General features: G+C 61.1%; 22 protein-coding genes. 17 read left to right on the top strand and 5 right to left on the bottom strand.

The features are described from left to right. Positions 1-50: 50 nt before the first annotated feature. The 5 genes from gshA to tauD all read left to right on the top strand — a co-directional run bounded on the left by gshA (position 51) and on the right by tauD (position 5,339). Entirely contained in the window at positions 51-1,634 is a 1,584-nt protein-coding gene (gene gshA / locus GJU48_RS01195) for a glutamate--cysteine ligase (RefSeq protein WP_094950874.1), read from the top strand. 249 nt (positions 1,635-1,883) lie between these two features. Continuing rightward, positions 1,884-2,861: a taurine ABC transporter substrate-binding protein gene (gene tauA / locus GJU48_RS01190; protein ID WP_094950873.1), complete on the top strand. Its 978-nt coding sequence runs from the start codon at positions 1,884-1,886 to the stop codon at positions 2,859-2,861. A gap of 17 nt (positions 2,862-2,878) precedes the next feature. After that, positions 2,879-3,658 carry a taurine ABC transporter ATP-binding subunit gene (gene tauB / locus GJU48_RS01185; RefSeq protein WP_094950872.1) on the top strand — a complete coding sequence of 260 codons (780 nt, stop codon included), beginning with the start codon at positions 2,879-2,881 and terminating at the stop codon, positions 3,656-3,658. Next, positions 3,655-4,491: a taurine ABC transporter permease TauC gene (gene tauC / locus GJU48_RS01180; RefSeq protein WP_094950871.1), complete on the top strand. Its 837-nt coding sequence runs from the start codon at positions 3,655-3,657 to the stop codon at positions 4,489-4,491. Before tauB ends, tauC begins: the two co-directional genes overlap by 4 nt. A gap of 11 nt (positions 4,492-4,502) precedes the next feature. Next, entirely contained in the window at positions 4,503-5,339 is an 837-nt protein-coding gene (tauD, locus tag GJU48_RS01175) for a taurine dioxygenase (RefSeq protein WP_094950870.1), read from the top strand. 348 nt (positions 5,340-5,687) lie between these two features. Here tauD and mgrA read toward each other — a convergent pair whose 3' ends face one another. From mgrA to epsC, 4 genes are all read right to left on the bottom strand, one after another. Continuing rightward, positions 5,688-6,725, bottom strand: coding sequence for an L-glyceraldehyde 3-phosphate reductase (mgrA, locus tag GJU48_RS01170; RefSeq protein ID WP_094950869.1), 1,038 nt, complete (start codon positions 6,723-6,725; stop codon positions 5,688-5,690). 108 nt (positions 6,726-6,833) lie between these two features. Then, positions 6,834-8,162: an OprD family outer membrane porin gene (locus GJU48_RS01165; protein WP_094950868.1), complete on the bottom strand. Its 1,329-nt coding sequence runs from the start codon at positions 8,160-8,162 to the stop codon at positions 6,834-6,836. Positions 8,163-8,421: 259 nt separating this feature from the next. Continuing rightward, complete coding sequence (betT, locus tag GJU48_RS01160; protein ID WP_176462930.1) at positions 8,422-10,383, bottom strand: choline transporter BetT; 1,962 nt, start codon at positions 10,381-10,383, stop codon at positions 8,422-8,424. Positions 10,384-10,783: 400 nt separating this feature from the next. After that, positions 10,784-11,710, bottom strand: a complete 927-nt coding sequence (gene epsC / locus GJU48_RS01155) for a serine O-acetyltransferase EpsC (RefSeq protein WP_094950866.1) — start codon at positions 11,708-11,710, stop codon at positions 10,784-10,786. A gap of 239 nt (positions 11,711-11,949) precedes the next feature. Between epsC and GJU48_RS01150 the strand changes: the two genes are divergently transcribed. From GJU48_RS01150 to GJU48_RS01095, 12 genes are all read left to right on the top strand, one after another. Next, positions 11,950-12,948: a D-cysteine desulfhydrase gene (locus GJU48_RS01150; RefSeq protein ID WP_094950865.1), complete on the top strand. Its 999-nt coding sequence runs from the start codon at positions 11,950-11,952 to the stop codon at positions 12,946-12,948. Between the two features lie 263 nt (positions 12,949-13,211). Next, on the top strand, positions 13,212-14,006 hold the full coding sequence (gene tcyJ / locus GJU48_RS01145; protein WP_094950864.1) for a cystine ABC transporter substrate-binding protein: 795 nt from the start codon (positions 13,212-13,214) through the stop codon (positions 14,004-14,006). Next, positions 14,006-14,671 (top strand): cystine ABC transporter permease, encoded by a 666-nt coding sequence (tcyL, locus tag GJU48_RS01140; RefSeq protein ID WP_094950863.1) that lies wholly within the window; start codon positions 14,006-14,008, stop codon positions 14,669-14,671. Before tcyJ ends, tcyL begins: the two co-directional genes overlap by 1 nt. Before the next feature lie 3 nt (positions 14,672-14,674). Then, positions 14,675-15,421, top strand: a complete 747-nt coding sequence (gene tcyN, locus GJU48_RS01135; RefSeq protein ID WP_083355796.1) for an L-cystine ABC transporter ATP-binding protein TcyN — start codon at positions 14,675-14,677, stop codon at positions 15,419-15,421. A 362-nt stretch (positions 15,422-15,783) separates the two neighbouring features. Further along, complete coding sequence (locus GJU48_RS01130) at positions 15,784-16,569, top strand: hypothetical protein (RefSeq protein ID WP_094950862.1); 786 nt, start codon at positions 15,784-15,786, stop codon at positions 16,567-16,569. A gap of 187 nt (positions 16,570-16,756) precedes the next feature. Next, on the top strand, positions 16,757-17,998 hold the full coding sequence (locus GJU48_RS01125) for an SfnB family sulfur acquisition oxidoreductase (RefSeq protein ID WP_094950861.1): 1,242 nt from the start codon (positions 16,757-16,759) through the stop codon (positions 17,996-17,998). 31 nt (positions 17,999-18,029) lie between these two features. Next, complete coding sequence (locus GJU48_RS01120) at positions 18,030-19,223, top strand: SfnB family sulfur acquisition oxidoreductase (protein ID WP_094950860.1); 1,194 nt, start codon at positions 18,030-18,032, stop codon at positions 19,221-19,223. Next, positions 19,224-20,576, top strand: coding sequence for an LLM class flavin-dependent oxidoreductase (locus GJU48_RS01115; RefSeq protein ID WP_094950859.1), 1,353 nt, complete (start codon positions 19,224-19,226; stop codon positions 20,574-20,576). A gap of 144 nt (positions 20,577-20,720) precedes the next feature. Then, complete coding sequence (locus GJU48_RS01110; RefSeq protein WP_094950858.1) at positions 20,721-21,536, top strand: MetQ/NlpA family ABC transporter substrate-binding protein; 816 nt, start codon at positions 20,721-20,723, stop codon at positions 21,534-21,536. After that, complete coding sequence (locus GJU48_RS01105) at positions 21,533-22,648, top strand: methionine ABC transporter ATP-binding protein (protein ID WP_094950857.1); 1,116 nt, start codon at positions 21,533-21,535, stop codon at positions 22,646-22,648. Before GJU48_RS01110 ends, GJU48_RS01105 begins: the two co-directional genes overlap by 4 nt. Beyond that, entirely contained in the window at positions 22,638-23,282 is a 645-nt protein-coding gene (locus GJU48_RS01100; protein ID WP_094950856.1) for a methionine ABC transporter permease, read from the top strand. The genes GJU48_RS01105 and GJU48_RS01100 overlap by 11 nt, the downstream gene beginning before the upstream one ends. A gap of 31 nt (positions 23,283-23,313) precedes the next feature. After that, positions 23,314-23,940: a class I SAM-dependent methyltransferase gene (locus tag GJU48_RS01095; protein ID WP_094953580.1), complete on the top strand. Its 627-nt coding sequence runs from the start codon at positions 23,314-23,316 to the stop codon at positions 23,938-23,940. A gap of 105 nt (positions 23,941-24,045) precedes the next feature. On the opposite strand, the gene GJU48_RS01090 is transcribed toward GJU48_RS01095, so the two are convergent. Beyond that, on the bottom strand, positions 24,046-26,241 hold the full coding sequence (locus tag GJU48_RS01090) for a glycoside hydrolase (protein WP_094953579.1): 2,196 nt from the start codon (positions 26,239-26,241) through the stop codon (positions 24,046-24,048). Between the last annotated feature and the right edge of the window lie 36 nt (positions 26,242-26,277).

Below are 26,277 nucleotides of genomic sequence, written 5' to 3'. Positions count from 1 at the left end.
CGTCCTGCCCACCCCCATATTGGGGCGACTGACGCGTGAAGGAATCCAACTTGAGCGAACTTCTCAACCGCCGCCTGGCCTTGCTCGGCAAGCGCGAACACCTCTCCCTGCTAGAGCAGTGCTTGCACGGCATCGAGCGCGAATGCCTACGCGTCACAGGTGAAGGTCGCCTGGCGCAAACGCCGCACCCCGAAGCCCTGGGCGCCGCGTTGACCCACGAGCAGATCACCACTGACTACTCGGAATCGCTGCTGGAGTTCATCACCCCAGCCCTGCCCAACCCGGCCGATACCCTGAGCAGCCTGGACAAAATCCATCGCTTTGCCTACAGCAAGCTCGGCAACGAGTACCTGTGGAGCCCTTCGATGCCGTGCCCGTTGCCGGCCGAGGAAGATATTCCGATTGCCTACTACGGCACCTCCAATATCGGACAGCTCAAGTACGTGTACCGCAAGGGCCTGGCCCTGCGTTACGGCAAGACCATGCAGTGCATCGCCGGCATCCACTACAACTTTTCCCTGCCGGAAGCGCTGTGGCCGTTGCTCAAGGAGACGGAAGGCTTCGTGGGCACCGACCGCGACTACCAGTCCACGGCCTATATCGCACTGATCCGTAATTTCCGTCGTTACAGCTGGCTGCTGATGTACCTGTTTGGTGCTTCGCCGGCCCTGGACGCCGGTTTCCTGCGCGGGCGTTCGCACCAGTTGGAAGTGCTGGACGCCGACACGCTCTACCTGCCCTACGCCACCAGCCTGCGCATGAGCGACCTGGGTTACCAGAGCAACGCCCAGGCCGGCCTCACACCGTGCTACAACGATCTGGCCAGCTACACCGACAGCCTGCGCGAAGCGGTGGCAACACCCTACGCGCCCTACGTCGAAGTCGGCACGCATAAGGACGGTGAGTGGGTTCAGCTCAACACCAACATCCTGCAGATCGAAAACGAGTACTACTCCAATATCCGCCCCAAGCGCGTGACCTACACCGGCGAGCGGCCGATCCAGGCGCTGATGGCGCGTGGCATCCAGTACATCGAAGTGCGCTGCCTGGACATCAACCCGTTCCTGCCGATGGGCATCGACCTACCGGAGTCGCGTTTCCTCGACGCGTTCCTGCTGTATTGCGCATTGAACGACAGCCCGCTGTTCGCCAATAACGAATGCGGCAATGCCACCTCCAACTTCCTCAGCGTGGTCAAGGAAGGCCGTCGTCCGGGCCTGCAGTTGCAGCGTCAGGACCAGCCTGTGGACATGAAGGAATGGGCCACCGAGCTGCTGGAGCAGATCGCGCCGTTGGCGGCCCTGCTCGATGAGAGCCAGGGCATCACCGAGCACAGCCAGGCGTTGGATGTTCAGTTGGCGAAGGTCAAGGATCCGTCCCTGACGCCATCTGCCCAGGTGTTGGCGGCGATGGCAGAACGTAAAGAGAGTTTTGCGCAGTTCTCCCTGCACCAGAGCGAGGTGCACGCCGAATATTTCCGTAAAGAGCCGTTGCCGGCGCAAGAGCAGGCACGCTTTGAAGAACTGGCGCGCAATTCGCTGGCGCAGCAGGCGGAGCTGGAGCAGAACGAAGTGGGCGACTTTGATGTGTTTGTCGGGTCGTACCAGGCGAGCATCTTGGCGATCAGCAACTAAAAGCATCACGCCGCCCCTGTGGGAGCGGGCTTGCCTGCGATAGCACACATATCAACTCGGTGCATCTGGAATACCGAGTCGTGCGCATCGCAGGCAAGCCCGCTCGCACATTTGGCCGATGCGCCCTCAACATCAGCATTCACTCTTATCCTAATAAGCTAATTCGAAAAGGTTATTTATTTTCGGATTCTTAGATCATTTATTCTCCTCACACGCCGACCCTCGGCCGCCTGATTGAGGAGCTTCCCCTTGAAACGTTTAACCCCTCTGCGCCTCTTGGCCGCATTGTCCCTGGCCGGTGCCAGCCTGTTTGCCCAGGCGGCGGATGTGACGATCGCTTACCAAACCACCGTGGACCCGGCGAAAGTCGCCCAGGCCGACGGCGCGTATGAAAAAGCCACCAACGCCAAGATCGACTGGCGCAAATTCGACAATGGCGCCGACATCATCGCCGCCATCGCCTCCGGCGACGTGCAAATCGGCTACCTCGGTTCCAGCCCGCTGACCGCTGCCGTTACCCGCAAAGTTCCAGTGGAAACGTTCCTCGTGGCCACCCAAATCGGCGGCGCCGAAGCTTTGGTGGCGCGCAACGGTTCAGGGATCAACAGCCCGCAGGACCTGATCGGCAAAAAGATCGCCGTGCCGTTCGTGTCCACCGGCCACTACAGCCTGTTGGCCGCGTTGAAGCACTGGAACATCGACCCCGCGAAAGTGACCATCCTCAACCTCGCGCCGCCGGCAATCATCGCCGCGTGGAAACGCGGTGACATCGACGCCACCTACGTGTGGGACCCAGCCTTGGGCGTGGCCAAGGAAAACGGCAAGGTGCTGATCACCTCCGGCGAACTGGCCAAGTTCGGCGCGCCGACCTTCGATGCGTGGATCGTGCGTAAGGATTTCGCCGAGAAGCACCCGGAAATCGTCACGGCCTTCGCCAAAGTCACTCTGGATGCCTACGCCGCGTACCGCAAAGACCCACAAGCCTGGCTCGCCGATAAAGGCAACGTCGACAAGCTGGTGAAGCTCTCCGGCGCCAAGGCCAGTGACATCCCACTGCTGCTGCAAGGCAACGTCTACCCGCTGGCTGCTGACCAAGTGACCTTGCTGGGCGCACCGACTACCAAGGCTGTGACCGACACCGCCGTGTTCCTCAAGGAACAAGGCAAGGTCGACGCCGTGCTGCCGGACTACGCCCCGTACGTCAGCGCCAAGTTCATCAACAACTGATTCAGGAGTTCATTGCGATGGCCTTGCTACAACTGGAGCGCATCAGCGCACAGTACCCAGGCGCCACAGAACCGGTACTGTCTGACATTTCACTGGACCTTGGGCCCCAGCAATTGCTGGTGGCCCTGGGCCCGTCCGGCAGTGGCAAGACTTCGCTGTTGAACCTGATTGCCGGCTTTGTTGAACCCTCTGCCGGGCGCATCACCCTCGATGGCGTGCCGGTCAAAGGCCCAAGCGCCGAGCGCGGCGTGGTGTTCCAGGACGACGCCCTGCTGCCCTGGCAGGACGTACTGGCTAACGTCGGCTTCGGCCTCGAACTGGCTGGCGTGCCCAAGGCGCAACGCGAAGTGCGCGCCCGGGAAATGCTCGCGCTGGTCGACCTGGCGGGTTTCGGCAGCCGGCGCATCTGGCAGCTTTCCGGCGGCCAAAAGCAACGTGTGGGCCTGGCCCGCGCCCTGGCGGCCGACCCGCGCGTGTTGCTGATGGACGAACCCTTCGGCGCCCTCGATGCTTTCACCCGCGAACAAATGCAGGAATTGCTCCTGCAAGTCTGGCGGCGCACGGCCAAGCCGGTGTTCCTGATTACCCACGACATTGAAGAAGCGGTGTTCCTCGCCACCGATTTGATCCTGCTGGCGCCCAACCCCGGCCAGATCGTCGAGCGACTGCACCTGGACTTCGGCCAGCGCTACGCCGCCGGTGAATCGGCGCGGGCGATCAAGTCCGACCCGCGCTTTATCGAAACCCGCGAACACGTGCTGAGCAAAGTGTTCTCGCAACGGCAGGTGTCCGCATGAGCAGCTACGAACTCCCCGCCACCGCCGCCAAGCCGGCAGCGCACGCGGTTATTCCGGTGCGTCGCAGCCTGAGCACACGTTGGGTCAGCGTACTCACCTTGGTCGTCTTGCTGGCGATCTGGTGGGCGGTGACCGCCACCGGCTTGATCGAACCGTTGTTCCTGCCACCGCCGTCCGCTGTGCTGCAAAAAGGCTGGCTGCTGGCGACCACCGGCTACATGGACTCCACCTTGTGGCAGCACTTGGGCGCAAGCCTGCAGCGTATCGGCCTGGGCCTCGGTTTTGCGGTGCTGACCGCCGTGCCGGTGGGCATTGCCATCGGTTCCAACCGCATCGCGCGCGGCATTCTCGACCCGCTGATCGAGTTTTACCGGCCGATTCCGCCCTTGGCCTACTTGCCGCTGATCGTGATCTGGTGCGGCATCGGCGAGCTGTCCAAGGTGCTGCTGATTTACCTGGCGATCTTTGCGCCCATCGCCATCGCCACTGCGACTGGCGTGCGCACCGTCGACCCCGCCAAGCTGCGTGCCGCGCAGTCGTTGGGCGCCACCCGTGCCCAGCTGATTCGCCATGTAATCCTGCCGAGTGCCCTGCCCGATATTCTCACCGGTGTGCGCATCGGCCTGGGTGTGGGCTGGTCGACATTGGTCGCCGCCGAGCTGATCGCAGCCACCAGCGGCCTGGGCTTCATGGTGCAGTCGGCGGCGCAGTTCCTGGTCACCGATGTGGTGGTGCTGGGGATTCTGGTGATCGCCCTGATCGCCTTCGCCATGGAAATGGGCCTGCGTGCCCTGCAGCGTAAACTAGTGCCTTGGCATGGCCAGGCACACTGAGTGAGAACCGCATGAGCAGCCTGACCGTTACGCCAATAAGCACCGCCTTGGGCGCCCTGATCAGTGGCGTCGATATCACCCAGCCGCTGAACCTTGAAGAACGCGACGCCATCGAGCAGGCGTTGCTCAAGCACTCGGTGCTGTTCTTCAGAGACCAAGCCATCAACCCGCAGCAACAGGCGCGGTTCGCGGCGAATTTTGGCGACCTGCATATTCATCCGATTTACCCTAACGTGCCGGAACAGCCCGAAGTGCTGATCCTCGACACCGCCGTCACCGACGTGCGCGACAACGCCGTGTGGCACACCGACGTAACCTTCCTGCCCACTCCGGCCCTCGGCGCGGTACTGAGTGCCAAGCTGTTGCCGGCGTTTGGCGGCGATACGCTGTGGGCCAGCGGGATTGCAGAGTATGAGGCGCTGTCGGCGCCGCTCAAGCGGCTGCTCGACGGATTGACTGCCACCCACGACTTCACCAAATCCTTCCCGCTGGAGCGCTTTGGCAACACCGTCGAGGACTTGGCCCGCTGGGAAGAAACCCGCAAGAAAAACCCACCGCTGTCGCACCCGGTGGTGCGCACGCATCCGGTGAGTGGGCGCAAGTCGCTGTTTGTCAGCGATGGGTTTACCACCAAGATCAACGAGCTGGAACCGGCCGAAAGCGAAGCGATTTTGAAGCTGCTGTTCGCCCACGCGACCCGCCCCGAATTCACCATTCGCTGGCGCTGGCAGGAGAATGACGTCGCGTTCTGGGATAACCGCGTGACCCAGCATTACGCGGTGGATGACTACCGGCCGCAGCGGCGGGTGATGCATCGGGCGACGATTTTGGGCGACGTACCCTTCTAAGCCACACCGCAAATCAACTGTGGGGGCTGGCTTGTCGAGTCGCCGAATCGCTGCGATAGCGGTGGGTCAGCCAATATCTTCATCGGCTGAAACACCGTCATCGCGGGCAAGCCCGCTCCCACATTGACCGAGTTATGCCTGCTAGATCGTTCCCACGCTCTGCGTGGGAACAATGTGGTGGGTTATTCGCGGTGGAATCAAAAATGTGGGAGCTCGCTGCGATAGCGGTGGGTCAGCCAATATCTTCATCGGCTGAAACACCGTCATCGCGGGCAAGCCCGCTCCCACATTGACCGAGTTATGCCTGCTAGATCGTTCCCACGCTCTGCGTGGGAACAATGTGGTGGGTTATTCAGCGGTGGATGGCTTCTCCCAAAGGTTAATCCCGCCTTCCTGCGCAAACCGATCAATCTCCGCCAGCTCTTCCACGCTGAAGCTCAAGTTCTTCAACGCCCCTACGTTCTCGATGATCTGCTCCGGCCGGCTTGCGCCGATCAGCGCACTGGTCACCCGTGGGTCACGCAGGGTCCAGGCCAACGCCAGTTGCGCCAAACTCTGGCCGCGACGCTTGGCGATTTCATTCAGCGCACGCACGTGGGCGATGTTGGCTTCGGACAGGTGCTTGGCCTGTAACGAGCCGCCACCCGGGCGGTTAACCCGCGCATCCGCCGGCACGCCATTGAGGTACTTGTCGGTGAGCAAACCCTGGGCCAGCGGCGTGAACGCAATCACCCCGGCACCGAGTTCTTCGGTGGTCTCCAGCAGGTCTTTTTCCACCCAGCGGTTAAGCAGGTTGTAGGCCGGCTGGTGGATCAGCAGCGGCACTTTCCACTCGTTGAGCAAGGCTGCGATTTCACGGGTTTTCACGCCTGAATAAGACGAGATACCGATGTACAACGCCTTGCCTTGTTGCACGGCGGTAGCGAGGGCGCTGGCGGTTTCTTCCAGCGGGGTGTCGGGGTCAAAACGGTGGGAGTAGAAAATATCCACGTAGTCGACGCCCAGGCGTTGCAGGCTCTGGTCCAGGCTCGCCAGTATGTATTTGCGCGAACCGCCGCCCTGGCCGTAAGGGCCGGGCCACATGTCCCAACCGGCTTTGCTGGAGATGATCAATTCATCGCGGTAGTGCTTGAAGTCTTCGCGCAGCAAACGGCCGAAGTTGATCTCGGCGCTGCCGTAGGGCGGGCCATAGTTGTTGGCCAGGTCGAAGTGGTTGATCCCCAGGTCGAACGCGGTGCGCAGCAAAGCGCGCTGGGTGTCGATTGGGGTGCTGTCGCCAAAGTTGTGCCACAGCCCCAAGGACAGTGCAGGTAGCACCAATCCACTGCGGCCTACGCGGCGATAGGGAATAGATTCATAGCGGTTTTCGGCAGCAATATACGTCATCGAATCCTCTCTGGGCTTAGGGCAAATAAGGCCTGGGAATAACGATATTCCCAGGCCTTTTAACCCGCTGAATCGCTTAACTATGCCCTTCCGTTTTACAGCAATTACCTACCAGAGTGGAACGACATAGCTGACATAGAAGCGATTTTCATCTTGCACGGTGGCACCGGTAATGTCCGGGCTGGCGTGCGCGTTTTTCCAGGTCACGCCAAGCCCTTTGAGGGTGCCGGTCGGTACTTGGTAGGCCACCGCAATGTTGCGTTCCCATTCGCTGGTGGTGCCTTGTGCAGTGCGGATGTCATCGCCGTGGGCATAGGCGGCGGAGAACGTCAGGCCAGCGAGACCGAGTTTGCCGAAGTCATATTTGTACTGCGCAAGCCAGGTGCGTTCGCCCGCGTGCTGGAATTTGTTCAACTGCATGTTGGTCAGTGCCGGGGTGTCGGCACCTGAGCCTGGGCCCTGGCGCGCGTCACCGCTGTTCAGGCCGGAATCGAGGTACGGGAAGTCGCTGTCGCCGCTGTTTTTCTGGATGCCAAGGCCCACGGTATGGCCGTCCAGGCTGTAGCTCTCAAGCAAGCTGGCGGTGGTCTGGTTGATGCGGCCTTTGCTGGTGCCGTCACCGTAGAGGCCGGCCCCGGCAAAGTCCTTGTCGCCATCGGCGTTGGCGCCCACACCGAGGCTGCGGAACACCCGCACGTCGGTGTCGATCGCGCCCACAGACAATGCGTCATGACGCTTGGCGCCGAGGAAGAACTGCTGGTAGTAATCCTCAAGGTTGGAATACCACAGGCTGACGGTGGTGTTCTGGATGCCGGTGTAGTCCGCACCGCCGAACAGGAAGCGATCACTTTCTTGGGTACCGCCGGCGGTGATCATGCCCTGGTCGCCGGTTTCGTTGCGAATCTTGGTCTTGAAGATATCGCCACCGGTAAAGGTGAAGTCGCTGAGGTCCTTGGACACCAGTTGCACACCGGTATTGGTCTGCTGGTACAGGCGCCCGTCAGTGTTGGCCAGCACTGGGTTGTTGCCGTACAGCGTGCCCACGCGCAGCTCATCCTTGGCGAAGCGCATCTTGAACGTGGGGCTCAGCACGCCAAACTGGTCGGCGGATTTGCCGTCGTCCAGCGGGAACATGCTGCCGGGGTAACGGCCCTGGTGATCCTTGTCGTTGAGGTCACCACCGGAGTCCAGTTTCAAGCCGTAGAACGCCTGCAAGTCCAGACCAAACCCGACCGGCCCATCGGTGTAGCCGGACTTGAAGTTGAACTCGAAACCCTGGCCCCAATCACGCACGCTGTGGGCCTTGGCGTTGCTGTTCACCACATCACGCCCTTGCTGGTTGAGGTAGCGGTTGAGCAAGGTCACATCGGCGTGGCTGTCGTCAATAAAATCGGCGTGGGCGGACAGCATAAAGCTCGCCATGGCGACCCCCACCATGGGGCTTATTAACGTCTTCATTGTTACCGGTCTCCGTCACTGTTCTGAAATGAAAGCGTCAAACGCTTCACACAATTACGCAGTGGCCAGATGACAGTTGCGCGTCAAACCGGGGCTTGAGCGAATGAAATTAAATTTAAGAAAGCCCCGTAGGACGGGGCTTTGCGGGCTTTTTTGTGGGCGCGGGCTTGCCCGCGATGCAGGCAACTCGGTGTATCTCAAACACCGAGCTGATGCGATCACGGGCGAGCACAGGGGACTAGCGCACCAGGTGCAGGAACTGCAGGTGACGCTCGTACTGGTCGAGGATGTCGTTGATGATCTGCTCCTTGGTGTAGCCCACCAAGTCGTAGTCCTGGCTGCCCTCACTCAAGTGCACTTCCGCCCGATAATAGCGACGGTTGTTGAGCTGCTTGGAGCCCATGCCACCGCGTGCAAAGGACGGCGTGAAATAGCCACGCATCTGCACCTGATACACGAACGGATGCTCTTCGCCGTGGCCGATTTCCAGGCTGACGCTGTCGTTGGACGGGTCGGGCTGGGTGACGACGTTGAGGCCTTTTTCGACAAACACCGCCGTCACTTCTTCGATCGCCGGGCGCACCGTGGTTTCAAGGAACCGGTACACCTCATCGCGCGACGGGAAATGCACGGCTTGGGTCAGACGCTGGCGCCAACCGCCCGTGCCCTTGCGTGAACCGGACACCGGCGCGAGGGAATGCATCTGGGCGATCTGCTTTTGCGATTCGAGGTAGAACGCCTTGTGCAGCCCCCACATCATCAGCAGCAGGATCAGCGAGAACGGCAACGAGGTCAGCACCACCGCGGATTTCAGCGAGTCGATACTGCCGGCGAACAGCAAGGCACTGGTGACCAATGCAGTCATCGCGCCCCAGAACACGCGTAGCCATTTCGGCCCGTCTTCATCGGCGTTGCCGCCTTTGGACGACAGGGTCGACAGCACCACGGTGCCGGAGTCGGCTGAGGTGACGAAGAACACGAAGCTGATAAACACCGTGACCGCGATGACCGTCTTGCTCCACGGGTAGGTTTCCAGCAGCAGGTAGAGGCTCATCGACGGGTCATCAATGGCCGACTGGCCGAGCGCGGTCATCCCGTGGTTGAGCACTTGGTCGATGGCACTGTTGCCAAAGATCGACATCCACGCCAGCGTGAAGCCGAGCGGGATCAGCAGCACGCCAAAGACGAACTCACGGATAGTGCGGCCACGGGAAATACGCGCGATAAACAGGCCCACGAACGGCGACCATGCGATCCACCAGGCCCAGTAGAACACCGTCCAACCGCCCAGCCAGTCGCTGGGTTTGTCGTAGGCGTACACATCGAAACTCTTGGTCGGCAAGGCGCCGAGGTAGTCACCGATGTTCTGGATCAGGGTGTTGAGCAAGTGCTGGGTGGGCCCGGCGAACAACACAAACAGCAGCAGCGCGCAGGCCAGCAGCATGTTGATGTCGGACATCACCCGCACGCCCTTGTCGACGCCAGCAACGGCGACGAGGATCGCGGCGCCCATCATCAGCGTGATCAGGCCGACCTGGATCCACTGGGTGTGGGCAATGCCGAACAGGTAATCCAGCCCGGAGTTGAGGTGCAACACACCAAAGCCCATGTCGGCGCCGAGGCCAAACACCGTGGCGATGATGCCGAAGCCATCCACCGCGTAGCCGATAGGGCCATTGATGCGCTTACCAATCAGCGGGTAAAGCGCCGAGCGCAACGCCAGCGGCAGGTTATGCCGGTAGGCGAAATACGCCAGGGCCATGCCGACAAAGGCGAACACGCCCCAGCCGTGCAGGCCCCAGTGCAGAAACAGGATCTGCATGGCCTGGCGGGCAGCATCGGCGTTCATCGGCGCGCCCTGAGGCGGTTGCACCAGGTGCGTCAGCGGCTCGGACACACAGAAAAAAAACAGCGTGATGCTGATCCCAGCGGCGAACAGCATGCCGGCCCAGGACAGGTAACTGAATTCGGGTTCGTCGTGGTCGGCACCGAGTTTTATCTTGCCGTAGCCCGATAGCGCGGTGACCACCACGAAGACCAGATACAGGGTCATCGCCAGCATGTAATACCAGCCGACCGTGTTGGCCGCCCAGTTTTGCGCGGCCAGCAGCCAGGCACCGGCCTGTTGCGGGATCGCGATGACCGTGATGCCAAATAGCAGGATGAAGCTGGCGGCAAAGTAGAAAACGGGCGCATTCATGCGCACCATGCCGCTGGATGGGGTGGACGATGCACTCATGAACGATGCACCCCTACGGTGTGGGATGTGGCTGTAAATAACGGACTCAGCAAAGGTAAGCCTCCTGTTGTGAGCGGGCAGCGAACCACCGGTTTAACTTGAACGAACATTCAAGTTAAACATGGATAGGCGGTCTGGGACTAATCGCAGGGCTGAGCGGTAGACAATTCCTACACTAGCTCAAGGATTGGTATGACGGGTGGAGATGGCAAATCGTTCAGCGATGGCTGAGTGAAAACCGGTTCAAATTTGAAATGCAGCCCAATGTGGGGGCTGGCTTGCCTGCGATGGCGGCGGATCAGACATACCGCTACCGCAGGCAATTCAGCTCCCACATTGGATCGGGTGTGTGGCTCAAGCACTACTTCTGCGCCCCATCCTCATGCTGCAAATTCGCCTGGGTAATATTCGCCCCCGCCGGCACGCTGCGGGTTAGCCACACATTGCCGCCAATCGTCGAGCCCTTGCCGATGGTAATTCGCCCCAGGATCGTCGCCCCGGCATAAATCACCACATCGTCCTCAACAATCGGATGGCGTGGATGGCCCTTCTGCAACTGCCCGTCCTCATCCGCCGGGAAGCGCTTGGCGCCCAAGGTCACCGCCTGATAAATGCGCACTCGCTCGCCGATGATCGCGGTTTCGCCAATCACCACGCCCGTGCCGTGGTCGATAAAGAAACTCGGGCCGATCTGCGCGCCGGGGTGAATGTCGATGCCGGTGGCCGAGTGGGCAATCTCCGCGCTGATCCGCGCCAGCAGTGGCAACCCGGCGCGATATAAGTGGTGCGCCAGGCGATGGTGAATCACCGCCAGGATCCCCGGGTAGCACAGCAGCACTTCATCCACACTGCGGGCGGCCGGGTCGCCGTGGTAGGCGGCCAACACGTCGGTGTCCAGCAGGCTGCGCAGGGAAGGCAAGGCCAGGGCAAAATCCTGGATCAGGCGGATAGCCAGGGCGTCGACCGCGCTGTCATCCTCGCCGCCCTGGCGTGCGGCGTAGCGCAGCTCCAGGCGCGCCTGGCCGAACAAGGCATTCAAGGCGACGTCGAGGGTATGGCCGACGTAGAAATCTTCACTTTCCTCGCGCAAGTCCACCGGCCCCAGGCGCATCGGAAACAGCGCGCCGCACAGCGACTCAAGAATCTGCGCCACCGCCTCGCGCGACGGCAACTCTCGGCCGCCGTGCTCGCCACTCAAGCGGCCATTGCGCGTACGCCACTGGTCCCGGGCGCCGCGCAGTTGGCTGACGATGGTCTGCAATTGCCAATGGCTGGAACGCTCACTCACGGTATTCACTCCTGACGTAATGGCCATCACTTTACGGTATGCACCCTGGCCGCCCTTAAGAACCAATGGTGTGATAGTTCACTCCTGACGTAATGGCCATCACTTTACGGTATGCACCCTGGCCGCCCTTAAGAACCAATGGTGTGATGCAAAGAACCAGACGGAATAAGCGATTGGCGGTTGCCCGATGAAAAGTGCCTGCCTATAGTCGCCCAATCACTTAGCCACCGTGCGTAGCCATGATCAAACAACAGCTCGACCGTTTTAACCGCCTGGAACTGCTGGGCGGCGCCACTGCCCTGGAAAAACTCGAGCGGCTGTCGGCCTGGCTGGGCAGGGACATCTACGTCAAACGCGACGACACCACGCCGCTGGCCATGGGCGGCAACAAACTGCGCAAACTTGAATACCTGGCCGCCGATGCCATCGCCCAGGGTGCCGACACCTTGGTAACTGCCGGCGCCATCCAGTCCAACCACGTGCGCCAAACCGCTGCGCTGGCCGCCAAGCTCGGCCTGGGCTGCGTTGCGCTGCTGGAAAACCCCACTGGTACCGAAGACCCTAACTACCTGGCCAACGGCAACCGCCTGCTGCTGGAGCTGTTCGACGCCAAGGTTGAATTGGTCGAGAACCTCGACAACGTCGACGAGCAACTCAACGCCCTCGCCGATCGCCTGCGCAGCAACGGTAAAAAGCCGTACCTGGTGCCTATCGGCGGTTCCAATGCTCTCGGCGCCCTCGGCTATGTACGCGCCGGGCTGGAACTGGCCGGGCAGATCGAAGACAGCGGGATTGAATTCGCCGCTGTGGTACTCGCCTCGGGCAGTGCCGGCACCCACAGCGGCCTCGCCCTGGCCTTGAGTGAAGTGCTGCCGAATTTGCCGGTGGTGGGCATTACGGTGTCACGCACCGAGCAAGCTCAGTTCCCGAAAGTGCAGGGCCTGGCCGAACGCACCGCCGAATTGCTCGGCGTGGATATCCCCGAGGCGTTCAACGTGATTTTGTGGGACGAATATTTCGGCCCGCGCTACGGCGAACCGAACGCCGGCACCCTCGCTGCGGTCAAGCTATTGGCGAGCCAGGAAGGCCTGCTGTTGGACCCGGTCTACACGGGCAAAGCCATGGCCGGTTTGCTGGATGGCATCGGGCGGCAGCGGTTTGAGGACGGTCCGATTATTTTCCTGCATACCGGCGGGGCGCCGGCGTTGTTTGCTTATGACTCTGTTCTAACGGACTGAACACGGACCACATGTGGGAGCTGGCTTGCCTGCTCCCACATTAGATTGAAGTCATAAAAGAATGTGGGAGCTGGCTTGCCTGCTCCCACATTAGATTGAAGTCATATTCCAAAAACGCATAACAAATTATATTTATATTATTTTCAAGTCTTAAAAACTCGCTTTATAGTCGCGCCGAAGGCGAAGACGCGCTTCGCGCTTTAAGGCAGGATACGACTACTGCGTCACCTGCTTCGCTCACCATAAAAACACAGGGGCTGTTCATGACTATTTCTGTATTGCGTCGCACGTTGCTGGTTGGCACATTGGGCTTGGCACTCGGGGCTGGCCTGATGGGCCAAGCCATCGCTGGTGAGCAGCTGGGCAACATCAAGAAAGCCGGCGAGATCAAGATCGGCCTGGAAGGCACCTACCCGCCGTTCAGCTTTGTCGATGAGAGCGGCAAGCTCAGCGGTTTCGAAGTGGAGCTGTCCGAAGCGCTGGCCAAGGAGCTGGGCGTGAAGGTCAAGCTGCAAGCCACGCCGTGGGACGGCATCCTCGCGGCCCTGGAGTCCAAGCGCCTGGACGCCGTGATCAACCAAGTGACCATCTCCGAAGAGCGCCAGAAGAAGTACGACTTCTCCAAGCCCTACACCGTTTCCGGTATTCAGGCGCTGGTGCTGAAGAAAAACGTCGACACCATCAAGACTGCCGACGACTTGGCCGGCAAAAAAGTCGGCGTAGGCCTGGGCACCAACTACGAACAATGGCTCAAGGACAACCAACCTAAAGCCATCATCAAGACCTACAACGATGACCCAACCAAGTTCCAGGACCTGCGCATCGGTCGTATTGACGCCATCCTGATCGACCGCCTGGCGGCACTTGAGTACGCCAAGAAAGCCCCGGACACCGCAGCAGCCGGTGATGCCTTCTCCCGTCAGGAAGCCGGTATTGCTCTGCGCAAAGGCGAGCCTGAACTGCTCGACGCGGTGAACAAGGCCCTCGACAAGCTGCGCGCCGACGGCACCTTGAAAAAGCTGTCCGAGAAGTACTTCAACGCTGACGTCACTCAATAATGGAAGCAGGTTTCCAACTCGCGCTGGGCTCCGCGCCCTTTCTGCTCAAGGGCGCGTACTACACGGTGATTCTTAGCCTGGGCGGAATGTTCTTCGGCCTGCTGCTGGGCTTCGGCCTGGCCCTGATGCGGTTGTCACGCTTCAAGCTGGTCAGTTGGATTGCCCGCGTCTACGTGTCGTTCTTTCGCGGCACGCCCTTGCTGGTGCAGCTGTTTTTGATCTACTACGGCTTGCCGCAAGTGGGCATCGAGCTGGACCCGATTCCGGCCGCCATGATCGGCTTCTCGCTGAACATGGCCGCTTATGCCTGTGAAATCCTGCGCGCCGCGATCAGCTCCATCGAGCGCGGCCAGTGGGAAGCGGCAGCCAGTATCGGCATGACCCGCGCGCAGACCCTGCGCCGGGCCATCCTGCCGCAGGCGATGCGCACCGCGCTGCCGCCGCTGGGCAACAGCTTTATTTCGCTGGTCAAGGACACGGCGCTGGCCGCCACCATTCAGGTGCCGGAGCTGTTTCGCCAGGCGCAACTGGTGTCGGCGCGTACCTTCGAAATTTTCACCATGTATCTGTCCGCCGCTCTGATCTACTGGGTACTGGCGAGCATCCTGGCGCATTTTCAAAATCGTCTGGAAGACCGGGTCAACCGGCATGACCTGGAGTCTTGAAGCATGATCGTGGTTGAAAAACTGACCAAACAATTCAAAGGTCAGGTGGTGCTCAACGGGATCGACCTTGAGGTCAAGGAGGGCGAAGTGGTCGCCATCATTGGCCCCAGCGGTTCCGGCAAGACCACCTTCCTGCGCTGCCTGAATTTCCTCGAAGAACCCACCAGCGGCCGCATCAAGGTGGGTGACATCGAGATCGACAGCAACAAGCCGCTCAACCAGCAACAAGGCCTGGTGCGGCGCTTGCGCCAGCACGTGGGTTTTGTGTTCCAGAACTTCAACTTGTTCCCGCACCGCACCGCGCTGGAAAACGTCATCGAAGGCCCGATCGTGGTCAAGAAGATGCCGCGCGAGGCCGCGATTGCGCTGGGTCGCAAACTGCTGGCCAGAGTCGGCCTGGCGGGTAAAGAAGAGTCTTACCCGAGGCGCTTGTCCGGCGGCCAGCAACAGCGGGTGGCGATTGCCCGTGCACTGGCCATGGAGCCGGAGGTGATCCTGTTCGACGAACCCACCTCGGCCCTCGACCCGGAGTTGGTCGGCGAAGTGCTGGCGACCATCCGCAGCCTGGCCGAAGAAAACCGCACCATGGTTATCGTCACCCACGAAATGAGCTTTGCCCGCGATGTAGCCAACCGGGTGATCTTCTTCGACAAGGGCGTGATCGTGGAACAGGGCGAAGCCAAGGCGTTGTTTGCCAACCCCAAGGAAGAACGAACCAAGCAGTTCTTGAGCAAGTTTCTGGCTCATTAATTTCCTCAGAGCAGGCCCGCACTGTGGCGAGCGAGCTTGCTCCCGCTGGGCTGGCCCACAGCGGGTGCAAGCTCCCTCGTCACAATAAGCCGCTCCTACACGAAATCCTCATTGCAACGCATAAAAATCACCGCTGTACCCGCCTCAAAATCCCCCGCCTCGTCAGACTCGTCTGAATCTACCCCAACCCGCCGTTTAGCCCTTTGCCGCCATTGACGCCCCCCGGCCAACCCTCTTATCTAGCGCCCAGAGGATTGGATCCTATCCCGGCTATTCACTGAATCGTTCCTTTCGGCACCCTGCGCACAACCGCGCCACGGGCGCCGGAACGATTGCTGCTGGCTGCATCAAGGAGATTACTTATGACGCGCACTGCAACCCCGGCCCTGCTCACCGCCCCGACCCTGCCACAGGCTCATCCACATGGCATCAATGCCCTCGCCGCCACCCAACTGCAGGTGGACATCGCCCCCTACCCCGGCATGGAGGAAGGCGACCTGATCGAGTTGTTCTGGAACAACTGCTTTGCCGACGCTCGGCGTGTGACCGCGTGCAAAATCGGCACACCCACACGCCTGCGGGTTCCGGAAAGTTTTGTGCTGGACGGACTGGCGCAGGTTCACTACCAAGTCATGCAGATCGGCCACGGCCCGGCATGCTCAGCCATCACGCACGTGCAGGTAAAAACCAACTACCCAGGGGGCCAGCCTTCGGCGCTCTTGCGCGACGAAAACCAGAACCTCGCGCCTGTGAGCCTGCCCGACACGATCCGACGCTACGGCATCAATGGCAGCCAGGTACGGCGCGGTATTCCGCTGACCATCGAGCCGTACCTGAATATGGCAAGCGGCGACGCCATTACCCTGCGGTGGGGTGACGTGCGTCTGGACCTGCCGACAATCCAAGCCAAAGGCGTCGGCCTGGCGGTACACGTATGGGTGCCCTCAACGGTGATCATCGAAGCGGGCGACGACAGCCGCCTGGACGTGACGTACTGCATCCTTGACCGTGTCGGTAATAATTCACGCTGGGCACCGGTGCGCAGCCTGACCATTGCCACCTGCTCTCCACAGACGCCGCCCCGTCCGGCCAGGGCCGCGTCGACCTACCAACCGCGCCAACCCGGTTCACCGTGCGAACCTGGGTGACAGCCCTTCTATGCATATTCCTATAAGTTAGTTTATTTAAAAATTTAACGCGCTTAGGGTATATGCACCGGACCACCGGACATCTCTGATTTTTCTGTTTCTATTTCATTGAATGCGAGGTCGGTATGGTCAGAATTACCCCGATGCATAACGCCAGGGCATTACGTGCAGCCAAGGAGCGGCGCTGATGTCTAACTTGGCTCTAACACCCCCCCAGAGTGATCTGGATGTAGCCCCATTGCTGTTGCCGGCCGCTGTGCTGCGCAACGACGCGCAAGCGTTGAGCGCAGCCCATGAATTGGCCCAGGCCGCGCGCCTGCAAGCGGCCAAGCGCGACCAGCAGCGCAAGCTGCCATGGGCACAAATCGAACAATTTACCCGCAGCGGGTTGGGCAGTATTTCCATTCCCCGTGAATACGGCGGCCCACAGGTGTCTTTCACCACCTTGGCCGACGTGTTCGCGATCATCAGCGCGGCGGACCCAGCCCTGGGGCAGATCCCGCAGAACCATTTCGGCATCCTGCACCTGGTGCAGGGCGCCGCCACCGAACGCCAGAAAAAGCAGCTGTTCCAGAGCGTCCTCGACGGCTGGCGCATCGGCAACGGCGGCCCGGAACGCGGCACTAAAAACACCCTGGAGCTCAAGGCGCGCATCACCGCTGAAGGCGACGGCTACGTGATCAGCGGCCAGAAGTTCTATTCCACCGGCGCGCTGTTTGCCCATTGGGTGGCGGTCAAGGCGCTGAACGATGACGGCAAGCAGGTCATGGCCTTTGTGCGCCGTGGCAGCGAAGGGCTGCGCATCGTTGACGATTGGTCGGGCTTTGGCCAACGCACCACCGCCAGCGGCACCGTACTGCTCGACCGAGTGCCGGTGGACGCGGAGCTGGTAGTGGAGAACTGGCGCATCGGCGAAAGCCCGAATATCCAGGGCGCCGTCTCGCAATTGATCCAGGCCGCCATCGACGCCGGCATCGCCCGTGGCGCGCTCGATGACACCATCGCATTCGTGCGTGAACGCTCACGCCCGTGGATCGACGCCAAGGTCGAACGCGCCAGTGATGATTTGTATGTAATCGCCGACATCGGCAAGCTGAAAATCGAACTGCACGCCGCCGAAGCCCTGTTGCGCAAGGCCGGCAAGGTGCTGGACGAGGTCAGTGCCGCGCCGATCACCGCGCAATCCGCTGCGCGGGCTTCGATTGCCGTGGCCGAGGCGAAAGTGCTGACCACTGAAGTGTCGTTGCTGGTCAGCGAAAAGCTCTTCGAACTGGCCGGCAGCCGCGCCACCCTCGCTGAATTCAACCTTGACCGCCACTGGCGCAACGCCCGGGTGCACACCCTGCACGACCCGGTGCGCTGGAAGTACCACGCCGTGGGCGCTTATCGACTGAACGGCACTTTGCCTGCTCGACATTCCTGGATCTGACCGACCTCTGACCAGACCTCTGGAGAAACTTATGACTTTTTCCCCTAACGTCGCGGTCATCACCAGCGACGAACAAGCCCTCATTGTCGCCAGCGACCTGGCCGAAGATTTCCGTCGCGACAGCGCCCAGCGCGACCGCGAACGTCGCCTGCCGCTGCCCGAGCTGGACGTGTTTTCGCGCTCCGGCCTGTGGGGCATCAGCGTACCGAAGGAGCACGGCGGTGCCGGTGTGTCCAACGTCATCCTGGCCAAGGTTATTGCGTTGATTGCCCAAGCGGATGCGTCGCTGGGCCAGATCCCGCAAAACCACTTCTACGCCCTGGAAGTGCTGCGCGTGAATGGCAGCCCGGCGCAGCAAAAACGCCTGTATGCCGAAGTGCTTGCCGGCCAACGTTTCGGCAATGCCTTGGCGGAGCTGGGCACCAAAACCGCTCACGACCGCGTGACCAAAATCACCCGCGACGGTGACGGTTTTCGCATCACCGGCCGCAAGTTCTACTCCACCGGCGCCATCTACGCCCAACGCATCCCCACCTCGGTGGTGGATGAACACGGCGTGCAGCAACTGGCGTTTGTGCCCCGTGACAGCGAAGGCCTGAGCGTAATCGACGACTGGAGCGGCTTCGGCCAGCGCACCACCGGCAGCGGCTCGGTGGTGTTCGACAACGTGTGGGTCGCAGCGCAAGACGTGATCCCGTTCCAGAGCGCCTTCGAGCGCCCGACCACCGTCGGCCCGCTGGCGCAGATCCTTCACGCCGCCATCGACACCGGCATCGCCCGCGCCGCCTTCGAGGACGCGCTGCACTTTGTGCGCACCAAGACCCGCCCGTGGATCGATTCCGGCAACGACAAGGCCACCGAAGACCCGTTGACGCTCAAAAGCTTCGGCCACCTGAGCATCCGCCTTCACGCGGCGCAAGCGTTGCTGGAACGCTCGGGCGAATTCCTCGACCGCGCCCAGGCCGACAGCACGGCCGAGACCGTTGCCGCCGCGTCCATTGCCGTCGCCGAAGCGCGCGCACTGAGCACCGAGATCTCGCTGGCCGCCGGCAGCACCTTGTTCGAACTCGCCGGCAGCCAGGCGACCTTGGCCGAACACGGCCTCGATCGCCACTGGCGCAACGCCCGCGTGCATACCCTGCACGACCCGGTGCGCTGGAAGTACCACGCGGTGGGCAATTACTACCTCAATGATGAAAACCCGCCACTGCGGGGGACCCTCTAAATGGCGAAGAAAAAAATCCTGCTCAATGCCTTCAACATGAACTGCATCGGGCACATCAACCACGGCCTGTGGACGCATCCACGGGACACCTCGACGCAGTACAAAACCGTCGAGTACTGGACTGACCTGGCGCAAACCCTCGAACGCGGGCTATTCGATGGTTTGTTTATCGCCGACATCGTCGGCGTGTACGACGTTTACCAGAACTCCATCGACGTGCCGCTCAAAGAATCGATCCAACTGCCGGTCAATGACCCACTGCTGCTGGTCTCGGCCATGGCCGCCGTCACCAAAAATCTTGGCTTCGGCCTCACCGCCAACCTCACCTACGAGCCGCCGTATCTGTTCGCCCGGCGGATGTCCACCCTCGACCACCTGAGCCGTGGCCGGGTCGGCTGGAACATCGTCACCGGCTACCTCGACAGTGCCGCCAAGGCCATGGGCCTGACCGAACAGGTTGAGCATGACCGGCGCTACGACCAGGCCGATGAATACCTCCAGGTGCTGTACAAACTCTGGGAAGGCAGCTGGGAAGACGACGCGGTCATCAACGATCCGCAACAACGGGTCTATGCGCAGCCGGGCAAGGTGCACAAGGTCGAACACCACGGCGAGTTCTATCAGGTCGAGGGTTATCACCTCTGCGAGCCGTCGCCGCAACGCACGCCGGTGCTGTTCCAGGCCGGCAGTTCAGAGCGGGGCTTGCTGTTCGCCGGCCAGCATGCCGAGTGCGTGTTCATCAGCGGCCAGAACAAGGCCGCGACCAAGGCCCAAGTGGACAAGGTGCGCGCCAGCGCGGTCGAGGCCGGGCGTAACCCGGAGGACATCAAGGTGTTCATGGGCCTCAACGTGATCGTGGGTGCCACCGAAGCGCTGGCCTGGGCCAAGCACGCCGAGTACCTGAGCTATGCCAGCCCGGAGGCCGGTGTGGCGCATTTCTCGGCATCGACGGCGATTGATTTTGCCCAATACGAGATCGATGAACCGATCCAGTACGTGAAGAGCAACGCGATCCAGTCGGCCACCAAGAACCTGCAGAACAACGACTGGACCCGGCGCAAATTGCTCGAACAGCACGCCCTCGGCGGGCGCTATATCACCTTGGTCGGCTCGCCCGAACAGGTCGCCGATGAGCTGGAATCGTGGGTCAGTGAAACCGGGCTGGATGGCTTCAACCTCACGCGCATTGTGACGCCAGAAAGCTATGTGGACTTTATCGACCTGGTGGTGCCGGAGTTGCAGCGTCGGGGGTCGTACAAGACCGCTTACGAGCAGGGAACGCTGCGCGAAAAAGTGTTCCAGGGCTCCGCTCGCTTACCCGAACAACACACCGGTTCTACCTACCGTCACTAATCAAAAAATGTGGGAGCGGGCTTGCTTGCGATAGCAGTAGATCAGCTAAAAATTTGTGCCTGACAGACCGCTATCGCAGGCAAGCCAGCTCCCACAGTAGACCGCATTGTTCTTAACTAACCCCCTTATGACTGGAAAACCATTATGAAAAAGACACTGCTCACCCACCCAGTCAAAGCACTGGCCCTGGCCCTCGGTTTATTCAGCTCGGCAGTGTTTGCCGCCGATGCACCGTTAAAAGTCGGCACCACCCCCGCCTTCGCGATTCCTCTGGAAGCCGCCGTCGCCGAGGCCGGCAAGCAGGGCCTGAAGGTCGAGCTGGTGGAATTCACCGACTGGATCGCGCCCAACGTCAGCCTGGCCGCCGGCGATATCGACGTGAACTACTTCCAGCACATCCCGTTCCTGGAAAACGCCAAGGCCGCCGCCGGTTTTGACTTGGTGCCGTACGCGCCGGGCATCATCAACAACGTCGGGCTGTATTCGAAGAAGTACAAAAGCTTCAATGACCTGCCCCAAGGCGCCAGCGTGGCAATCGCCAACGACCCGATCAACAGCGGCCGCGGCCTGCAACTGCTGGCCAAGGCCGGGCTGATCACCCTCACGCCGGGCGTGGGCTACAAGGCCACCGAAGAAGACATCGTCGCCAACCCGAAAAAGATCAAGATTCTGCAGGTGGAAGCCGTACAACTGGTACGCGCCTATGACGACGCTGACCTGGTGCAGGGCTACCCGGCGTATATCCGCCTGTCCAAGACCTTCGATGCCGAGTCGGCGCTGCTGTTCGACGGCCTCGACCACCCGGAATACGTGATTCAATTTGTAATCCAGCCTAAAAGCAAAACCGACCCGCGCGTGATCAAGTTCGTCGACATCTACCAGCACTCGCCAGTAGTGCGTGCCGCGTTGGATAAATCCCTCGGCAAGCTCTACCAAGTGGGCTGGGAAGATAAAAAATGACCGCCGCCAACACTCAACTGCGCGACCTGGGTTTACCGCCCAGGGACGCCGAGCAGACCGAGCTGCACCCGGATTTGAACCGCGCCCATGTGCGCTTTATCAACCTGGGCAAAACCTATGACGGCACTGTGCATGCACTGCAAGGCATCGACCTTGCTATCCAGCGCGGCGAAGTGTTCGGCATCATCGGCCGCAGCGGCGCCGGTAAGTCCTCGCTGATCCGCACCATCAACCGCCTGGAACAGCCCAGCAGCGGGCGGGTGTTGATCGATCAGGTGGACATCGGCGAATTCGACGAAGACCGCCTGGTGGCGCTGCGTCGGCGCATCGGCATGATCTTCCAGCACTTCAACTTGATGTCGGCCAAAACGGTTTGGCAGAACGTCGAGCTGCCGCTGAAAGTCGCCGGCGTGCCCAAGCCGCAGCGCGAGCAAAAAGTGCGCGAGCTGCTGGAACTGGTGGGCTTGCAGGACAAGCACAAGGCCTATCCGGCGCAGCTCTCCGGCGGCCAGAAACAGCGCGTGGGCATCGCCCGTTCGCTGGTGCATGACCCGCAGATCCTGCTATGCGACGAAGCCACCTCGGCCCTCGACCCGGAGACCACTCAGTCGATCCTCGGCCTGCTGCGCGAGATCAACCAGCGCCTGGGCCTGACCATCGTGTTGATCACCCATGAAATGGCGGTGATTCGCGAAATCTGCGACCGCGTGGTGGTGCTCGAACACGGCAGAATCGTTGAGCAGGGCCCGGTGTGGCAAGTGTTCGGCAACCCGCAACACGAGGTCAGCAAAACGTTGCTGGCGCCGCTGCAACACGGGCTGCCGGAAGAACTGCAAAGCCGTCTGCAACGCACCCAAACCTCGGCCGACGCGGCGTTGGTGCTGCGCCTGCAGTTCACCGGCAGCGCCGCCGATGAGCCCGACCTGGCTGCGTTGTTCAACGCCCTCGGCGGGCGCGTGCGCTTGCTGCAAGGCGGCGTAGAACGGATCCAGGGGCATGCCCTGGGGCAATTGCTGTTGGCGGTGAGTGGCTCACCGCACAACGCCGAAGAACTGCGCACCCTTGCCGGGCGTTGGGCGCAACAGGTGGAGGTGCTGGGCTATGTGGTTTGATCGTTTATTGCAGGGCGCCATCGACACCTTGTTGATGGTCGGTGTGTCGTCGTTGATCGCGTTGTTGGTGGGGATTCCGTTGGCGGTGTTTTTGGTCACCAGCGACAAAGGCGGCATCTATCAGGCACCCGCGCTGAACCGCGTGCTGGGCGCATTCGTCAACCTGTTCCGCTCCATTCCGTTTTTGATCCTGATGGTGGCGCTGATCCCGTTTACCCGACTGATCGTCGGCACGACCTATGGTGTGTGGGCGGCTGTAGTGCCGCTGACCATCGCCGCCACGCCGTTCTTCGCGCGCATTGGCGAAGTGAGCCTGCGTGAGGTCGACCACGGCTTGATCGAAGCCGCGCAAGCCATGGGCTGCCGCCGCTGGCACATCATCTGGCATGTGCTGTTGCCGGAGGCGCTGCCGGGCATCGTTGGCGGGTTCACGATTACGTTGGTGACAATGATCAACTCATCGGCCATGGCCGGTGCGATTGGCGCGGGCGGCTTGGGTGATATTGCCTACCGTTATGGCTACCAGCGTTTTGATACGCAGATCATGCTGACGGTGATCGTGCTGCTGGTGATTCTGGTGGCGGTGATTCAGTTGGGCGGGGATCGGTTGGCGCGAGTGCTTAACAAACGCTGAGTGCCGTTCAAATCGCCGCAACTCGCCCCCCATGAAACTCGCCCCCGACGACCTGAACCAGATTACCTCCGCGACCCTGGGCCACTACAACAATGTGGCCGAGGACTTCCGTGACGGCACCCGCGATCACGATGTGAGCCAGAACATCGACGCCCTGCTGCGACACATCCAAGGCACGGCGCCGTTTACCGTGCTGGATTTCGGCTGCGGGCCGGGGCGGGATTTGCAGACGTTTACACGCATGGGCCATATCGCCGTAGGGCTCGATGGCTCTGAACGGTTTGCGCAAATGGCGCGCGAGGACAGCGGCTGTGAGGTGTTGCAGCAGGACTTTCTCAAGTTGGAGCTGCCGGCTGAACGCTTCGACGGGGTGTTTGCCAATGCGGTGTTGTTTCATATTCCCAAGCAGGAATTGCCGCGCATTCTCAAGCAACTGCACAGTGCGTTGAAGCCTGGCGGTGTGTTGTTCAGTTCCAACCCACGCGGTGAAAACCAGGAAGGCTGGAATGGACCGCGGTATGGGTCTTATCACGACCTGCAAGCGTGGCGGGCACTGCTGACAGCGGCCGGGTTTGTGGAGTTGGAGCATTACTATCGGCCGGCCGGGCTGCCTCGGGAGCAGCAGCCTTGGTTGGCGAGTGTGTGGCGCAAACCATAGACTTTCGTCGCCCGGCCTGACGTCTTCGCGAGCAAGCCCGCTCCCACAGGGGAATGCGTTCCAAATGTGGGGGCGGGCTTGCTCGCGAAGGCCTCACCGGCACCGCTAATGCACCTGATACACCACAGGTTTTTCGCCCACCACCATTGCCGTCACACTGCGCCCGGCATAGCCCTGTTTTTCTTCAGCCGAGAAATTCGCCACCAACCGCGTGCCATCGGCAAACGTGGTCTCCTGCACCTGCTTGTCTGCCGTCAGCCAGCGAAACCCCGTCATCGCCTGAGTCGCCAAGCGTTCATGCAGCGGCCTGAAAAACTGATCCTGGCGCTGCATCAACGGTATCCGCTGCTTAAGCGTCGCGGCACTGAGGTGATACAGCGGCGGCACGTTGTACAGCAGTTGGGTCAACTCATTCTCAGCCTGCACATTGCCGAGCTTGAGGCTATCGAACAGCCAATGGTGAGTGGTAATCACCGAGCCGTGGAACACCGCCTGATACAGCGGTAGACGCATCGTCGGCTCGAAATACACTGTGCGGAACGGCTCATTCAACGGCACCGTTTTGAAGAACACCGTGGGTTGCTCAGGCGGGTACCAGTTGCCGACGTAATAGGGCGACTGCTTGTCCTTGGTCATCTCCCGATCCCCCCAACCAATCACCGGCGTCTGCATGCCGTGGGCGAACAGAATGCCCTGGGCGGTGATGGCGTTGCCGTCTTCGGAACCGGCGGGCAGCTTGAGCGCCGTACTCAGCCAGCGGGACGCGTCGATATTGCCTTCGGCGTTTTGCGCCTGGGTCATTTCGGCACCGTCACGGTAGCTGTCAAAGAGCATGCTGGTGGCGTAGACATCGAGGAACCAGGCGTTGAAACCGGCCTTGGCTTGCACTGCCTTCACCCGCGCTTCCAGCAGTGGCCGTACGCAACGCGGGTCGGTGTAATGACCGGATTGCTGGAAGCCGGTCTTGAGCTTGCCGTCTTTCAACACGATAGCGCAGTCGCGATAGGCCTTGCTGCCCAGGTGGGCGGTGGTCCAATCCGGGTTTTCGGTGGTGGATAACGCGGTTTCATAGGAGTCGTACGGCGCCATCAGGTAACCCGCCTTAACGCCCGACTGAATCGCTTCGGGGTGCCAGAGGCCGCCTTCCCAGCCTTCGCCCAAAGTCAGCAAAAGGCGCTTCAGCCCAGCATCTTGCAGCGCTTTGACGGTCTTGGCCGACAGCGTGCTACCCCAGGTCTCGGGGCTGTCGCTCAAGGCGCCGGCAAACGCTGTGGCCAGTTCACGGCGAAGTACACCATAACCGTCGGCAAGCGTGAGCATGTCCGGCTCGTCGGTGGCCTGCCAGGTTTGCCGGGCCTTTTTATTGATCGCCGCGTTGAGGCCACGCAGCAGCACGGTCTTTTGATAGCCATCCAACGTGCCGGTTTGAGTCAGCACCTGCGTGGCCTCTTTGTCCAGCAAGCCCTTGAGTTCGTGGCCGCGCAGCAATTTCACCAGCAGCGGCCAGTCGCGCACATCCTCCGGCCCTAACAGGTCATTGCCCCACAGGTAGACATGGCTGGCACCCAGCAGCTTTTCAGCCTCGGGAGTCTGGCGCAGCTTGTCCGCCAGCGGTTCATAACGCCCCTGCGCCACCAGCCACTCGCGATAGCGCTTGGCCCCGGCCAACGGGTCGGCATCGCCCAGGTGCAGGCGCAGGGTCATCGGTGCGGTGGGCTCAAGACGGGTGAACTCATGCGCCACTGAAAGCGCCAGCCCGCCACCGTCTGCTTGCCATTGCAGATGGTTGTTATAGGGATTGGTGAGCAACCAGTTAAGCGTGAAGCGCCCATGATCCACGCCCCATAACGGCAGGCTGAGGTCCTGCGTGGAATTGACCTCGCCCTGTTCCAGCAAAAACGCCTTCCATACAGGGTTATCAGCGGGAACGTAATGCCCTTCGGCCAAGGGCCAGATCAAGCCTTTGCCCATGGCCTCGGCGGGTTGGCGCAAAAGGGCTAACTCACCCGGCTCGCGTGCACTGATGGTCAGGGCAAGGTCGCGCTGCTCAAGGCGAGCGGTCAGGTGATAGCTGCCGTTGTCCCATTGCCAAGTGGCCTGTTCGGCATTGGCCTGCATCTCGGCGACGGCGTGCGCGGCTACACCGCTGGAGGCTTGCACCGAGGTTTCGCCTGAGGGCGTAACGCGCAGCGCTAACGTGGCGGGGTCGAGTTCGACGCGCCACTGCGCATTTTCCAGCACGGTGGCGGCAAAGAGTTGAGGAGACAGCAACAGGCTAAAAACCAGGACTAAACGGCGCATGACGCAGGCCTTCCAAACAAGATCAGGCCCGGAGGG

The sequence above is a fragment of the Pseudomonas sp. IB20 genome (assembly GCF_009707325.1).
Classification (GTDB): domain Bacteria; phylum Pseudomonadota; class Gammaproteobacteria; order Pseudomonadales; family Pseudomonadaceae; genus Aquipseudomonas.
This window is presented reverse-complemented; position numbering and strand designations above follow the sequence as displayed.